The sequence below is a fragment of the Variovorax sp. J2L1-78 genome (genome assembly GCF_030317205.1).
GTDB classification, from domain to species: domain Bacteria; phylum Pseudomonadota; class Gammaproteobacteria; order Burkholderiales; family Burkholderiaceae_C; genus Variovorax; species Variovorax arabinosiphilus.
Genome location: NZ_JASZYB010000001.1, coordinates 102,950 through 116,223, shown reverse-complemented (window position 1 = coordinate 116,223; position 13,274 = coordinate 102,950). Strand labels below are relative to the sequence as shown.

At 68.0% G+C, this 13,274-nt stretch carries 14 protein-coding genes; 5 read left to right on the top strand and 9 right to left on the bottom strand.

What is annotated here, in order from left to right; translation table 11 throughout:
* Nucleotides 1-6: 6 nt before the first annotated feature.
* Together QTH86_RS00580 and QTH86_RS00575 are read left to right on the top strand one after the other, a co-directional pair.
* Nucleotides 7-1,191: a GNAT family N-acetyltransferase gene (locus QTH86_RS00580; protein WP_286646599.1), complete on the top strand. Its 1,185-nt coding sequence runs from the start codon at nucleotides 7-9 to the stop codon at nucleotides 1,189-1,191.
* A gap of 57 nt (nucleotides 1,192-1,248) precedes the next feature.
* A complete protein-coding gene (locus QTH86_RS00575; RefSeq protein ID WP_286646600.1) occupies nucleotides 1,249-1,875 on the top strand; it encodes a YitT family protein in 627 nt (208 codons plus the stop codon).
* Nucleotides 1,876-1,999: 124 nt separating this feature from the next.
* Here QTH86_RS00575 and ppa read toward each other — a convergent pair whose 3' ends face one another.
* Nucleotides 2,000-2,530, bottom strand: coding sequence for an inorganic diphosphatase (ppa, locus tag QTH86_RS00570; RefSeq protein ID WP_286646601.1), 531 nt, complete (start codon nucleotides 2,528-2,530; stop codon nucleotides 2,000-2,002).
* 250 nt (nucleotides 2,531-2,780) lie between these two features.
* Here ppa and QTH86_RS00565 point away from each other — a divergent pair, with 250 nt between their 5' ends.
* A complete protein-coding gene (locus QTH86_RS00565) occupies nucleotides 2,781-4,850 on the top strand; it encodes a sodium-translocating pyrophosphatase (RefSeq protein ID WP_286646602.1) in 2,070 nt (689 codons plus the stop codon).
* Nucleotides 4,851-4,871: 21 nt separating this feature from the next.
* On the opposite strand, the gene QTH86_RS00560 is transcribed toward QTH86_RS00565, so the two are convergent.
* Nucleotides 4,872-6,464: a phospholipase D family protein gene (locus QTH86_RS00560; RefSeq protein ID WP_286646603.1), complete on the bottom strand. Its 1,593-nt coding sequence runs from the start codon at nucleotides 6,462-6,464 to the stop codon at nucleotides 4,872-4,874.
* Between the two features lie 60 nt (nucleotides 6,465-6,524).
* Here QTH86_RS00560 and QTH86_RS00555 point away from each other — a divergent pair, with 60 nt between their 5' ends.
* A complete protein-coding gene (locus tag QTH86_RS00555) occupies nucleotides 6,525-7,040 on the top strand; it encodes a peroxiredoxin (RefSeq protein WP_286646604.1) in 516 nt (171 codons plus the stop codon).
* 37 nt (nucleotides 7,041-7,077) lie between these two features.
* Here the strand turns inward: QTH86_RS00555 and QTH86_RS00550 are convergent, their stop codons facing one another.
* From QTH86_RS00550 to QTH86_RS00535, 4 genes are all read right to left on the bottom strand, one after another.
* Nucleotides 7,078-8,070: a Bug family tripartite tricarboxylate transporter substrate binding protein gene (locus QTH86_RS00550; RefSeq protein ID WP_286646605.1), complete on the bottom strand. Its 993-nt coding sequence runs from the start codon at nucleotides 8,068-8,070 to the stop codon at nucleotides 7,078-7,080.
* 82 nt (nucleotides 8,071-8,152) lie between these two features.
* Entirely contained in the window at nucleotides 8,153-8,725 is a 573-nt protein-coding gene (locus tag QTH86_RS00545) for a hypothetical protein (protein WP_286646606.1), read from the bottom strand.
* A 220-nt stretch (nucleotides 8,726-8,945) separates the two neighbouring features.
* Nucleotides 8,946-9,179 (bottom strand): hypothetical protein, encoded by a 234-nt coding sequence (locus tag QTH86_RS00540; protein ID WP_286646607.1) that lies wholly within the window; start codon nucleotides 9,177-9,179, stop codon nucleotides 8,946-8,948.
* Nucleotides 9,166-9,528, bottom strand: a complete 363-nt coding sequence (locus QTH86_RS00535) for a hypothetical protein (RefSeq protein ID WP_286646608.1) — start codon at nucleotides 9,526-9,528, stop codon at nucleotides 9,166-9,168. The genes QTH86_RS00540 and QTH86_RS00535 overlap by 14 nt, the downstream gene beginning before the upstream one ends.
* 164 nt (nucleotides 9,529-9,692) lie before the next feature.
* Between QTH86_RS00535 and QTH86_RS00530 the strand changes: the two genes are divergently transcribed.
* A complete protein-coding gene (locus tag QTH86_RS00530) occupies nucleotides 9,693-11,126 on the top strand; it encodes an aldehyde dehydrogenase family protein (RefSeq protein ID WP_286646609.1) in 1,434 nt (477 codons plus the stop codon).
* Nucleotides 11,127-11,146: 20 nt separating this feature from the next.
* Here the strand turns inward: QTH86_RS00530 and QTH86_RS00525 are convergent, their stop codons facing one another.
* Genes QTH86_RS00525 through QTH86_RS00515 form a run of 3 tightly spaced genes read right to left on the bottom strand, consistent with a single transcriptional unit; the run spans nucleotide 11,147 to nucleotide 13,218 of the window.
* The gene (locus QTH86_RS00525) at nucleotides 11,147-12,034 is read right to left on the bottom strand and encodes a ZIP family metal transporter (protein ID WP_444813776.1); all 888 of its coding nucleotides are present in this window, start codon (nucleotides 12,032-12,034) and stop codon (nucleotides 11,147-11,149) included.
* 31 nt (nucleotides 12,035-12,065) lie between these two features.
* On the bottom strand, nucleotides 12,066-12,689 hold the full coding sequence (locus tag QTH86_RS00520) for a superoxide dismutase (protein ID WP_286646611.1): 624 nt from the start codon (nucleotides 12,687-12,689) through the stop codon (nucleotides 12,066-12,068).
* A 40-nt stretch (nucleotides 12,690-12,729) separates the two neighbouring features.
* Nucleotides 12,730-13,218 carry a DUF2753 family protein gene (locus tag QTH86_RS00515; protein WP_286646612.1) on the bottom strand — a complete coding sequence of 163 codons (489 nt, stop codon included), beginning with the start codon at nucleotides 13,216-13,218 and terminating at the stop codon, nucleotides 12,730-12,732.
* Between the last annotated feature and the right edge of the window lie 56 nt (nucleotides 13,219-13,274).

Below are 13,274 nucleotides of genomic sequence, written 5' to 3'. Positions count from 1 at the left end.
CGACCCATGGCCCAGCCCGTTCTCCGACTCCACGCGGCCCCCGGCGAGATCGACGCCGAGGCCTGGAACGCCCTGCTCGCGATGCAGGCCGCGCCCAGCCCCTTCATGCGCCACGAATACCTCGACGCGCTGCACCGCAGCGGCAGCGCGACGCCCGAGCACGGCTGGACGCCGCAGTTCGCCACGCTGTGGCGCGGCAAGACGCTGCTCGCGGCCTGCCCGCTGTACATCAAGGACCACTCCTACGGCGAGTACGTGTTCGACTGGGCCTGGGCCAACGCGTACGAGCAGCACGGGCTCGCCTACTACCCGAAGGCCCTCGTCGCCGTGCCCTTCACGCCGGTGCCCGGCACGCGCCTGCTGGCGCGCGACGCCGACAGCCGCGCGCTGCTGGTGCAGGGGCTCGTGCAGTTCTGCAAGGAGGCCGAACTCTCGTCGCTGCACCTGCTCTTCGGTGCCGACGAGGACATCGCCGCCTGCGCCGACCACGGCCTCATGCTGCGCAACACCGTGCAGTTCCACTGGTCGAACCAACCCGGTGACAGCACCGCGGGCTATGCCGATTTCGACGCCTTCCTCGCCAGCCTGTCGCACGACAAGCGCAAGAAGATCCGGCAGGAGCGCCGCAAGGTCGCCGATGCGGGTGTGCGCTTCCGCTGGTCCCGCGGCAGCGACATCTCGCCCGCCGATTGGGATTTCTTCTACCGCTGCTACGCCCGCACCTACCGCGAGCATGGCAACGCGCCCTACCTCAGCCGCGACTTCTTCCAGCGCATGGCCGACACGCTGCCCGAGGCCTGGCTGCTCTTCATTGCCGAGCGCGACGGCAAGCCGATCGCCTCGAGCCTGATCGCACTGTCGGTCGACGGCGCCGCCGCAGATGCGCCCCGGGTCGCCTACGGCCGCTACTGGGGTGCCCTGGAGCGGGTCGATTGCCTCCATTTCGACGCCTGCTACTACCAGCCGCTGGCCTGGTGCATCGACCACGGCGTGCAGCGCTTCGAAGGCGGCGCGCAAGGCGAGCACAAGATGGCGCGGGCCCTGATGCCGGTGAAGACCACCAGCGCGCACTGGCTGGCGCACCCGGCCTTCGCCGATGCCGTCGAGCGCTTCCTCGAGCGCGAGGGCGAAGGCATCGAGAACTACATGCAGCACCTGGACGAGCGCAGCCCCTTCAAGTCGCCGGGCTGACACGCGACCTTGCGCTGGCGCATCGCGCCAGCATCGCGACCAAGCGACACTTGCCCGATGCGCGCCGCCACCGACACCGACGAGTCCCTCCCCCAGAAGCACACACTCGCCGAAGACGCGCTCGCCGTGGCGAGCGGCACGCTGCTCATCTCGGTCGGCATCGCCTTCTTCACGACGGCCGGCCTGCTGACCGGCGGCACGGCCGGCCTCGCCTTCCTGCTGCACTACGCGACGGGCATCGGCTTCGGCCCGCTCTTCTTCGTGCTCAACCTGCCCTTCTACTGGCTTGCCTGGCGGAAGTTGGGGGTGGCGTTCACCGTCAAGACCTTCATCGCGGTCGCCTTGCTGTCGGCCCTGACGACGCTGCAGCCGCAGCTGCTGGCCTTCGCCTCGCTGCAGCCGGTGTATGCGGCGCTGGTGGGGGGACTGATCACCGGCACCGGCTTCCTGATCCTGTTCCGCCACAAGTGCAGCCTGGGTGGCATCGGCGTGCTGGCGCTGTGGCTGCAGGACCGCTTCGGCTGGCGCGCCGGCAAGGTGCAGATGGGCGTCGATTGCGCCATCGTGTTGCTGGCGCTGTTCTCGATCGAGCCGATGCGCGTGCTGTACTCGATCCTCGGTGCAGTGGCGCTCAACCTCGTGCTGGCCATCAACCACCGCCCCGGCCGCTACCTCGGCATGTAGGCTGAGACCCACCCCCGATGCGCCTTCGGCGCCTCCCCCTCGAGGGGGCGCACCCGGCGGCCTGGCAGCGCCAGTTCCGCGGGGGCCCCGGCATCCGGGCCGGGCCGCCGCGGGGCTCGCCAGCTTACTTCTTGCCGTAGTTGGCGAGACCGTCGGTGATTTCCTTCTTGGCGGAGTCGATGCCTTCCCAGCCGAGGATCTTGACCCACTTGCCCTCTTCCAGGTCCTTGTAGTGCTCGAAGAAGTGGCTGATGGCCTTCAGGCGCATCGGGTTCACGTCGTCGATCGACTTCCAGTGGCTGTAGATCGGCAACACCTTGGTGGTAGGCACGGCCAGCACCTTGCCGTCGACGCCGGCTTCGTCTTCCATCATCAGGATGCCGAGCGGCCGGCAGGGCACGACCACGCCGGGCAGCAGCGGGTACGGCGCGATCACCAGCACGTCGACCGGGTCGCCGTCGCCGCTGAGGGTCTGCGGCACGTAGCCGTAGTTGGCCGGGTAGTACATCGCCGTCGTCATGAAGCGGTCGACGAAGAGCGCGCCCGACTCCTTGTCCACTTCGTACTTGATCGGGTCCGAGTTCATCGGGATCTCGATGACCACATTGAAGGCGTCGGGAACGTTCTTGCCGGGAGAGACTTTGTCGAAAGACATGGTGTTGTCGCTGTAGTTTGAAAGTTGGGGCGGGATGCGGAGAAACCCGCAGTTTACTTTCCGGACCTGCAATGGATGGCACAGGTTGTGACATTTGCCTGTAAATTGCGCCCGTTGGCCAATCGGCCTGCGTCCGTCCGCGGTGCAGGCTTCGAGGAAGCAACGCGACGGAAGCCTCGACCCGTACGCGTTGCGCACCGGGCCGGGCTTTCGTCTCCACAAGTCACAACGAACGAATGGAGATGCAAGCATGATCGGCAACACCCCTCTGGTCCTCGCCATCGTCTGCGGCCTTGTCGCCGTCGGCTACGGTGTCTGGGCCCGCAGCTGGATCCTCGCGAAAGACCCGGGCAACGCCCGCATGCAGGAGATCGCGGCGGCGATCCAGCAAGGCGCAGCGGCCTACCTCGCCAAGCAGTACGTCACCATCGCCGCCGTCGGCCTGGTGCTGGCGATCCTGATCGGTATCTTCCTGGACGCCACCACCGCGGTCGGCTTCGTCCTCGGGGCTGTGCTCTCGGGCGCCTGCGGCTTCATCGGCATGAACGTGTCGGTGCGGGCCAACGTACGCACCGCGCAGGCCGCCACGCAGGGCATCGGCCCGGCCCTCGATGTGGCCTTCCGCGGCGGGGCCATCACCGGCATGCTGGTGGTGGGGCTCGGGCTGCTGGGCGTGACGGGCTTCTACTGGTTCCTGGTCGGCAACGGCAACCTGACGCCGGACAAGAGCCTGTCGTCGCTGCTCAACCCACTGATCGGCTTCGCCTTCGGCTCGTCGCTGATCTCGATCTTCGCGCGGCTGGGTGGCGGCATCTTCACCAAGGGCGCCGACGTGGGCGCCGACCTGGTGGGCAAGGTCGAGGCCGGCATTCCGGAAGACGACCCGCGCAACCCGGCGGTGATCGCCGACAACGTGGGCGACAACGTCGGTGACTGCGCCGGCATGGCGGCCGACCTCTTCGAAACCTACGCCGTGACGCTGATCGCGACCATGGTGCTCGGTGCGCTGATGGTGGCGGCGGCGCCGGTCAACGCGGTGCTGTACCCGCTGGCGCTGGGCGGCGTGTCGATCATCGCGTCGATCATCGGCTGCTTCTTCGTGAAGGCCTCGCCGGGCATGACCAACGTGATGCCGGCGCTCTACAAGGGGCTGGCGGTGGCGGGCATCCTGTCGCTGATCGCCTTCTACTTCGTCACGCAGTGGCTCATCCCCGACAACGCCATCGCGCCCACTGGCAGCGCGATGAAGCTGTTCGGCGCCTGCGCCGTGGGCCTGGTGCTGACGGCCGCGCTGGTGTGGATCACCGAGTACTACACTGGCACGCAGTACAAGCCGGTGCGGCACATCGCACAGGCCTCGACCACCGGCCACGGGACCAACATCATCGCGGGGCTGGGCGTGTCGATGCGCTCCACGGCCTGGCCGGTGATCTTCGTCTGCATCGCGATCCTGGCCTCGTATTCACTCGCCGGGCTCTATGGCATCGCCGTGGCCGCCACCGCGATGCTGAGCATGGCCGGCATCGTGGTCGCGCTTGACGCCTACGGCCCCATCACCGACAACGCCGGCGGCATCGCCGAGATGGCCGAGTTGCCCGCCAGCGTGCGCGCCGTGACCGACCCGCTCGACGCGGTCGGCAACACCACCAAGGCCGTGACCAAGGGCTACGCCATCGGCTCGGCCGGCCTCGCGTCGCTGGTGCTCTTCGCCGACTACACGCACAAGCTGGAAAGCTACGGCCAGGCGATCAGCTTCAACCTGAGCGACCCGATGGTGATCGTCGGCCTCTTCATCGGCGGGCTGATCCCTTACCTCTTCGGCGCCATGGCGATGGAAGCCGTGGGCCGCGCGGCCGGCGCAGTGGTCGAGGAAGTGCGTCGCCAGTTCCGCGACATCCCCGGCATCATGGAAGGCACCGCCAAGCCCGAGTACGGCAAGGCCGTCGGCATGCTGACTGGTGCGGCCATCAAGGAAATGATGATCCCGTCGCTGCTGCCCGTGGTGGTGCCGATCCTGGTGGGCCTGCTGCTCGGGCCGAAGGCGCTGGGGGGGCTGCTGATGGGCACCATCGTCACCGGTCTGTTCGTCGCCATCTCGATGTGCACCGGCGGCGGGGCGTGGGACAACGCCAAGAAGTACATCGAGGACGGCCACCACGGCGGCAAGGGCAGCGAAGCGCACAAGGCAGCCGTCACCGGCGACACCGTGGGTGACCCCTACAAGGACACGGCCGGCCCGGCGGTCAACCCGCTGATCAAGATCATCAACATCGTGGCGCTGCTGATCGTGCCGCTGGTGGTCAAGTTCCACGGCGGCTGAAGCAACACCGCGGGCGCAGCGCTAGAGCAGATCCTCGGGCACCAGCGGCCCGAGCAGGTTGATCTTCAGGCGCTGCAGCCAGCTCGATTCCGGCTCGTCGTACAGCACGACCTCCTTGTCCTCGTCCATCGACAGCCACTCGAGCCGGCCGGTCTTGGGCTCGAGGCGCACGCGGTAGGCACTCTCGAGCTTGCTGATGTTGATGATGCGCAGCATCTCGCGCGCCAGTTGCGGGCTGAACACGGCCAGGCCGAGCTCGGTGTTCTGCGTGGCCGAGCGCGGGTCGAGGTTGACCGAGCCGATGAAGATCAGGCGCTTGTCGACCACCGCCGTCTTGGCGTGCAGGCGCCCCAGCGAACTGCCGAACACGCCGAGCCGCTTGTTGCGCGTGGTGCGCGCCGGGCTCAGCTCGTACAGGTCGACGCCGTCTTCCAGCAGTCGCTTGCGATAGCGCGCATAGCCGCTGTGCACCAGCGGCTCGTCGTTGGCGGCCAGCGAGTTGGTCAGCAACGTCACGTCGACGCCCCAGTCCCGTAGCTGCCTGAAGCCGGCCATGCCGCGCTCGCCCGGCACCAGGTATGGCGAGGTCAGCACCACCTCGTTTTCCGCCGTGAGCAGGCGCTGCCAGAAGCGCGCGGTCACGCTGCTCTCGAAGGCCTCGTCGCTGGTCATGGAACGCAGCTTGGCCGGCGGGTCGGCCACCGCATTGGCCACGCCCCAGAGAAAGCCGATGCGGCCCTCGTCGAGCTCTTCCCCGATCGGCCCGTAGCCCAGCACGTCGGTCGGCGGCAGGATGACCTTGGGCGGCGGCGCGCCCATGCCGACGCGCGCGTCGAAGTCGCTTTCCATCACGGTGCGGCCGGCGTAAGGCGTCACGATGTCGCCGATGGGATAGACCTCTTCGCTGTTCCAGTAGGCGTCGAAGATGTTGGCCAGCTGCTCGATCACCTTGCCCACGACCAGCGCGTCCATGTCGATGAAGTTCTGCGCGCTGTTGAGCGTGAAGTACTCGTCGGCGATGTTGCGCCCCCCCATCACGCTCATCACGCCATCGGCGATGAAGAGCTTGTTGTGCATGCGGTGGTTGAGCCGGTAGATGTCGAAGACCGACGCCGCGAAGCGCCCCGGCAGGCTGGCGCGCGCGCAGCAGAACGGGTTGAAGAGCCGCACTTCGATATTGGGCGTGGCCGTCATGGCGAGCAGCATCTGGTCGGTGCTGGCGGTGTAGAGGTCGTCCACCAGCAGGCGCACGCGCACGCCGCGCTGGGCCGCCTCCTTCAGTGTGCGCAGCAGCAGGCCGCCCGCGCCGTCGTTGGCGATCACGTAGTACTGCACGTCGAGCGTGTGCTTGGCGCGCCGCGCCAGCTCGATGCGCGCGTCCAGCGAATACACGCCCAGCGGCATGAGGCGAAAGCCCGAATGTTCGTCCGGCGGTGTGGAGGCCGCCACCACCTTCGCCAGCGGCGTCGTCGGATCGGGCGCCAGCGACAGGGTCGGCGGCATGTGTTTGACGGCCGGCAGGCTGCCGCAGGCCGTCAGCAAGGCCACGAGCCCGAGCAGGGAAAGCCAGACGGCCGCGCGCGCCACGGCTCGCCGGAATAAGATGCGCGTCATTGTTGTTTGGGGATCGAGAACATGTTGCTGGCTGCTTCGACACGGTTTTCCATACCGCTGATGATGCTCTGTTTGGGGGTGTCCTTGCCAGCTGCGGCGGCGCTCGACATCGGCCAGCCGGCCCCGAAGTTCAGTGCCCCTGCGGCGCTCGACGGCAAGGCCTTCACCTATTCGCTGGGCGACGCCTTGCAGAAGGGCCCGGTGGTGCTGTACTTCTTCCCCGCCGCCTTCTCGACCGGCTGCTCCATCGAGGCGCATGCCTTCGCCGAGGCCATCGAGGACTTCAAGGCGGTCGGTGCCACGGTGATCGGCGTGTCGACGGACGACCCCGAGACCCTCGCCAAGTTCTCCAGCCAGTCCTGCCAGGGCAAGTTCCCGGTGGCGTCCGACGAGACACGGGCCATCAGCAAGTCCTTCGACGCGCTGATGCAGACCCGCCCGGAGTATGCCAACCGGATCTCCTACGTGATCTCTCCCACAGGAGCGATTGCCTTCTACTACCAAAGCCTGAACCCGGCCAAGCACGTCGAGAAGGTGCTGGCCGCGGTGAAGGAATTGCCACCGGCCAGAAAGTAAGGCGGGAGGGCGTTGCAGGCCCCGCGGGGCTGCCCGGTCACTCCACCTTCACGCCGGACGCGGCGACGATGCCCTGCCACTTGGCATGGTCGGCCTTCACCAGCGCGGCGAAGGCGGCCGGCGTCATGGGCCGTGGCTCGGCGCCCTGGGCATTGATCGCCTCCTTCACTTCCGGCAGCGCCAGCTGCTTGTTGATGGCGGCATTCATGGTCGCGACCACGTCCTTCGGCGCGTTGGCCGGCATGAAGACGCCATACCAGGAGCTCACGTCGAAGTCCTTCAGCGTGGTCGATTCGGCGATGGTCGGCACATCGGGCAGGCTGCTGCTGCGCTTGGCCGAGGTCACGGCCAGGGCGCGCAGCTTGCCGGCCTTGATCTGCGAGATGGCCGACGGGATGGACGACACCATCATTGCCACCTGGCCGCTCATCGTGTCGATGACCGCCGGGTTCGAGCCCTTGTACGGCACGTGCGTGATCTTGATGCCGGCCGCCATCTTGAACATCTCGCCGGCCAGGTGGATGGTCGTGCCGTTGCCCGGGCTGCCATAGGTGATGGTGTCCGGCGCGGCCTTGGCGGCAGCGATCACGTCGGCCATGTTCCTGAAGGGCGAATTGGCGGCGGTGACGATCACCAACGGCGACTCGGCCACCAGCGCCACGGCCGTGAGGTCCTTCGACGGGTCGTAGCTCAGGCCCTTGTAGAGCCAGGGCGCGACGGCCAGGTTGTCCTTCTGGCCCATCACCATCTCGTAGCCGGTGGCGGGCATGCGCACCGCCTCGGTGATGCCGATGGTGCCGCCGGCGCCGGGCTTGTTGTCGACCACCACGGTCCACTTGTTCGCCTCGGTCAGGCGGGTGCCGACGATGCGCGAGAGGATGTCCGTGCCGCCGCCCGGCGGGAACGGCACGATCAGGCGGATCGGCTTGTTGGGGTAGACGGCCGGCTGGGCCAAGGCCTGGTTCGGCCCGAGGGCGAGGATGGAAAGGGCCGAGCAGGCCACCAGCGAGAGCAGGGTTTTGCGGTTCATGTCCAGGGATGTCTCCGTCGCCGACGCGGAGATCGCGCCGGTCTTCAGGGCGCGCAGTCTACTGGAGCGGGATCCGCGACCGTCAATTGAGCCGGAAGCTGCCCGTGGTGACATGCCCGCCCGGCTCGGCGCGCAGCGCCGGCAGGCTTTGCAGCGTGTCGAAATCGGAGGGCACGTCGGGCACGCGCATCTCTTCCAGTTCGTGCAGCGAGGCGACCCAGCGGCCGGCCGGCGAATCGACCGGCTCGTCGTTGGTGAACACGCCGTCGCGGATGTAGAAGGTCTCGCCGGCAGGGCGCTCGGCGTGCAGCTCGCTCAGGCGGGCGATCGGGAAGGCGTAGGTCACCAGCTTTTCCTTGGTGCGCCGGTCACGCCCGCCGCAGCTGAAGAAGCCTTCGTTCGCGATCACGATGCAGGAGCCCTCGATCTGCTCCTCGAGCTGCGCGCCCGTGCGCCAGACGGCATTGGGCAGGCGCACGCGCACCTTGTCGATCACGAGGTCGCGTTGCTTGTTCAGCGTGGTGAGCTGGGGCACCAGGGACCGGAGCTGCCGCAGCCGCTCCACGAAGTGGTCGTCGATGGTGAAACCGACATGGTGCGTCGCCCCGCCGGAGCGTTTGACGACTTGCATGACGACGTTGCGCACTGTGCTCATGGTGATCCTCCTTGCTGCCGGGCCTGGAAGTCAGAGAAATGCACGGTTCGCAAACACAAAAGGCCCTTCGGTCAGGAATTGAATGACAAATGCAATTTTTGCACCCGTTTCGTTTTCGATTCTTGACCGAATTTCAACTCAGCACGCCGGGAAATTCAAGTACACGTTTGAATTACACACCGCACCATCGGGCGAATTCGGACGGCCCGGCGCTCTGGACCTAGCCGTCGACCTGCTCCTCCAGCGCCTTGCAGGAGGGCGCGCAGACGCTTTGGGACTTGCCAAGCACCTGTCGGGTGCGCATTTGCGACCGAAGACGGTGCTTGCCGCACATGAAGCAGGACATGGTGGCCCCGCTGAAGGAAGCGGATGCGCGGAACGGCGAACCCGAGGGCTTGGACTTGTAGCGCAGGCCGTCGGCCACGACCGCGGTCTTGGTATCAGGCTTGGACATCGGTGGCATCCGGGGTGCGGGGTGCGGGGCCGCCCATGGCGCGGGCAATGGCTTCCTTGGCGCGCAGCTCGGCGGCCATGGCGGCATCCAGGCCGGAACGGCACAGGCCGGCATGCTGGTATTGCAGGTTCTCGTAGACCTCGGCCGCGGCCGGGTAGCTGTCCAGCAGGCGGGCCAGTGCGGCACCGGGCGCCACATCGCCGAACTCGTTCACCAGATGCACCACCACCGAGCGGTACTGGTCGGCACCGACCGGCACGGGGCTGTGCTCCAGCCGTTCGAGAAGCTGGGCCAGCCGTTCGGTGACGTCGAGGCTGGTCTTGGAGACGGGGTGACGTGTTGCATTCATGCATCGCATGTGGGGCGCCCGCCCCCGATTGCAAGAGCCGCCACGGCACGCGGTACGCCTGGCGCTGCAGCCGGTCGCCGACCCTCTTACCATTGGCGGCCGCGCGCACGCCGCGCCCGGCATCTTCAGAGACATCCCCCAGCGGCCCTGCGCCGTCCATCGCCATGCAATTGAACTACATCGCCAATGCCGACGTCGCTTCCGCGTCGGGCCGCACCCTGCCCGTCATCGATCCGTCGGACGGCCAGCCTTTCGACGAGATCCAGCGCAGCAACGCGGCCGACATAGACAGCGCGGTGCGCGCCGCGCGCGACTGTTTCGACGGCGTCTGGCACAAGGTGAGCGCCGCCGAGCGCGGCCGCCTGCTCCATGCCCTCTCGCGGAAGATCGCCGAGCATGTCGACGAACTGGCCCTGCTCGAGCAGCGCGACTGCGGCAAACCGGTCAAGCAGGCCCGCGCCGACGCCTTCGCCCTGGTGCGCTACTTCGAGTTCTACGCCGGCGCCTGCGACAAGCTGCATGGCGAAACCATCCCCTACCAGGACGGCTACAGCGTCTTCACCTGGCGCGAACCGCACGGCGTCACCGGCCACGTCATCCCCTGGAACTACCCGATGCAGATCTTCGGGCGCAGCGTCGGCGGCGCCCTGGCCGCCGGCAACGCCTGCGTGGTGAAACCGGCCGAAGACGCCTGCCTATCGCTCATTCGCGTGGCGCAGCTGGCGGCCGAGGCCGGCTTCCCAGCCGGCGCCATCAACATCGTGACCGGCTACGGCCACGAGGTGGGCGACGCGCTGGCACGCCACGAAGGCATCGACCACATCAGCTTCACCGGCAGCCCGAAGATCGGCACGCTGATCCAGCAGGTGGCGGCCGAACGGCACTGCCCGGTCACGCTGGAGCTGGGCGGCAAGAGCCCGCAGATCCTCTTTGCCGACGCCGACATCGATGCCGCCATCCCGGTGCTGATCAACGCCATCGTGCAGAACGCCGGCCAGACCTGCTCGGCCGGCTCGCGCGTGCTGATCGAGCGCGCCATCTACGAGCCGGTGCTCGAACGCCTCGGCCGCGCCTTCGAGGCCCTGCGGGTCGGCCCCGCCGCGATGGACCTCGACGTCGGCCCGCTGATCCGCCAGACGCAGCAGCAGCGCGTGTGGGATTTCCTGTCCGACGCCCAGGTCGCCGGCATTCCGATGGTGGCCCAGGGCACGGTGGTCGACGAGGCGCCCGACACGGGCTTCTACCAGGCCCCCACGCTGCTGCGCGACGTGCCGGTCGACCACCGGCTGGCGCAGGAAGAGGTGTTCGGCCCGGTGCTGGCCGCCATGGCCTTCAGCGGAGAGGACGAAGCCGTGGCAATGGCCAATGCCACCCAATTCGGGCTGGTCGCCGGCGTCTGGACCGAGAACGGCGCCCGCCAGTTCCGCATGGCCAAGCGAGTGCGCGCCGGCCAGGTCTTCATCAACAACTACGGCGCGGGCGGCGGCGTCGAACTGCCCTTCGGCGGCGTGAAGTCCTCGGGCTACGGCCGCGAGAAGGGCTTCGAGGCGCTGTACGGCTTCACGACGCTGAAGACCGTGGCCGTCAAGCACGGCTGATGGGCCGCGGCGCGCGCCGGTCAGGCCAGCGCCGTGTCCAACAGCATCATCAGCACGAAGCCGATCATCAGACCACCGGTCGCGAAGGCCTCGTGCCCCTTGCGGTGCGACTCCGGGATGATCTCGTGGCTGATGACGAACAGCATCGCGCCGGCCGCGAAGCCCAGGCCCCAGGGCAGCAGCGCCGCCGAATAGCCCACGATGGCCGCGCCGAGCACGGCGCCGATCGGCTCGACCAGCCCCGAGGCCATGCCGATGCCCACGGCGAAGAGCCGCCGATAGCCGGCGCCCAGCAGCGCCACGGCCACCACCAGGCCTTCCGGCACGTCCTGGATCGCGATGCCAGTGGCGAGCGCGTTGGCGCGCAGGCCTTCGTTGCCGGCATAGCCGACGCCGATGGCCAGGCCCTCGGGCAGGTTGTGCAACGCGATCGCGATGACGAAGAGCCAGGTGCGGCGCAGCTTCTGCGCCGAATGCCCTTCGCGCCCCTTGATGAAATGCTCGTGCGGCAACAGGCGGTCCATCAGCAGCAGCGCCAGCGCACCCAACAGGATCGCGCTGCCGACCACGCCACCGGCGGCCCACGGGCCGCCACCGAAAACCGGGTGGGTGCGCGCCGCCTCCAGGCCCGGGATGACCAGCGAAAAGGCACAGGCCGCGAGCATCACGCCAGCGCCGAAACCGAAGAGCGTGTCCTGCACGCGGTCCGAGAGCTTCTGCGAGAACAGCACCGGCACCGTGCCCAGCGCCGTCGCCAGCGCCGCGATAGAGCCGCCGACGAAGGCGGCGAGCACCACCGGATTGCCGCTCACGAAACGCCAGAACTGGCTGACGACCACGAGAACGCCGGCGCACACGATCACCCACCCCACCCACTCGCGCAGGGTCCGACCGTTCCGCACCGGCATCGCTCGTGTTTCGTCCATCGTGTCGCCCTCCTCAGGCACGCGCTGCCGCGTAGCGCCGGGCCACTTCGACCCAGTCCACCACGTTGTAGAACGCCGCGATGTATTCGGGGCGACGGTTCTGGTACTTCAGGTAGTAGGCGTGCTCCCACACGTCCAGGCCCAGGATGGGCGTGTTGCCCGAGCCGATGCCGGTCATGAGCGGGCTGTCCTGGTTGCCGCTGCTCTCGACGGCGAGCCGGCCGTCCTTCGCCACGCCGAGCCAGGCCCAGCCGCTGCCGAAGCGCGTCAGTGCCGCCTTGGTGAAGGCATCCTTGAAGGCGTCGAACCCGCCCAGGTCGGCATCGATCGCCTTGGCCAGATCGCCTGCGGGCATCCCGCCGCCGGTGGGCGACATCACGGTCCAGAACAGGCTGTGGTTGGCATGGCCGCCGCCGTTGTTGCGCACCGGCGCGCGCAGCTGCTCGGGCAGCGTGCCGACATTCACGATCAGCTGCTCCACCGGCAGCTCGGCGTAGTCGGTGCCTTCGAGCGCGGCATTGAGGTTGTTGACGTAGGCCTGGTGGTGCTTGGTGAAATGGATCTCCATCGTCTGCGCGTCGATGTGCGGCTCGAGCGCGTCGTAGGCATAGGGCAGCTTCGGGAGGGTATGGGGCATGGAAGAAAAGTCCTTCGACGTTGAAAAATCGGGGTGTTGCTCAGTGCAGCGTGACGCCGGGCGGCGGGAAGGGCATGCAGCCGGCGCGCAGCGCGGCCAGGATGGCCGGGTGGCCGCCGTGCTCGCCCAGGTGCGCCACCAGGGCGGCGTGGGTTTCGCGGCTGTGGCGGCAGGCGGCCTGCTGCAACGCGGGCTCGGCCTGCGGGTCGCGCAGCAGCGCCATCAACCGGCAGTGCGCCACGCACAGGTGCGCGACCGCGTCCTCGGTGCGCTCGGCATCGCGGTGCAGATCGGACAGGTTGAGATGGGTGACGACGAAGGCCGCGATGCGGTCGTCGGCGCACTCGGCGCAGCCGGCATCGAGCAGCGGTTGCGCCAGGCCGAGCGCCTGCAGGTAGAGGCCCTCGGCCAGCAGCAGCTGACCGCCGCGGGCCGCGTCCACGCCGCGGCGCATCACGCGTTCCCAGGCGCGCAGACCGCCGATGGTCGGCTGGTCGATGGTTGCCGAGGCGCTGAAAGACGGATTCATGCAAGCTCCTGTTCGGCCCTTTGCGTCGAATGGAGCTTTGCGTACTCGGGCGTTAG

What these genes read in the sequence shown, in the direction of transcription:
- QTH86_RS00580 (WP_286646599.1), top strand. Translation starts at nt 7, where the DNA reads ATGGCCCAGCCCGTTCTCCGACTCCACGCGGCCCCCGGCGAGATCGAC.
- QTH86_RS00525 (WP_444813776.1), bottom strand. Translation starts at nt 12,034, where the DNA reads ATGCCGGTGCGGAACGGTCGGACCCTGCGCGAGTGGGTGGGGTGGGTG.
- QTH86_RS00520 (WP_286646611.1), bottom strand. Translation starts at nt 12,689, where the DNA reads ATGCCCCATACCCTCCCGAAGCTGCCCTATGCCTACGACGCGCTCGAG.
- QTH86_RS00530 (WP_286646609.1), top strand. Translation starts at nt 9,693, where the DNA reads ATGCAATTGAACTACATCGCCAATGCCGACGTCGCTTCCGCGTCGGGC.
- ppa (WP_286646601.1), bottom strand. Translation starts at nt 2,530, where the DNA reads ATGTCTTTCGACAAAGTCTCTCCCGGCAAGAACGTTCCCGACGCCTTC.
- QTH86_RS00515 (WP_286646612.1), bottom strand. Translation starts at nt 13,218, where the DNA reads ATGAATCCGTCTTTCAGCGCCTCGGCAACCATCGACCAGCCGACCATC.
- QTH86_RS00575 (WP_286646600.1), top strand. Translation starts at nt 1,249, where the DNA reads ATGCGCGCCGCCACCGACACCGACGAGTCCCTCCCCCAGAAGCACACA.
- QTH86_RS00540 (WP_286646607.1), bottom strand. Translation starts at nt 9,179, where the DNA reads ATGTCCAAGCCTGATACCAAGACCGCGGTCGTGGCCGACGGCCTGCGC.
- QTH86_RS00545 (WP_286646606.1), bottom strand. Translation starts at nt 8,725, where the DNA reads ATGAGCACAGTGCGCAACGTCGTCATGCAAGTCGTCAAACGCTCCGGC.
- QTH86_RS00550 (WP_286646605.1), bottom strand. Translation starts at nt 8,070, where the DNA reads ATGAACCGCAAAACCCTGCTCTCGCTGGTGGCCTGCTCGGCCCTTTCC.
- QTH86_RS00565 (WP_286646602.1), top strand. Translation starts at nt 2,781, where the DNA reads ATGATCGGCAACACCCCTCTGGTCCTCGCCATCGTCTGCGGCCTTGTC.
- QTH86_RS00555 (WP_286646604.1), top strand. Translation starts at nt 6,525, where the DNA reads ATGATGCTCTGTTTGGGGGTGTCCTTGCCAGCTGCGGCGGCGCTCGAC.
- QTH86_RS00535 (WP_286646608.1), bottom strand. Translation starts at nt 9,528, where the DNA reads ATGAATGCAACACGTCACCCCGTCTCCAAGACCAGCCTCGACGTCACC.
- QTH86_RS00560 (WP_286646603.1), bottom strand. Translation starts at nt 6,464, where the DNA reads ATGACGCGCATCTTATTCCGGCGAGCCGTGGCGCGCGCGGCCGTCTGG.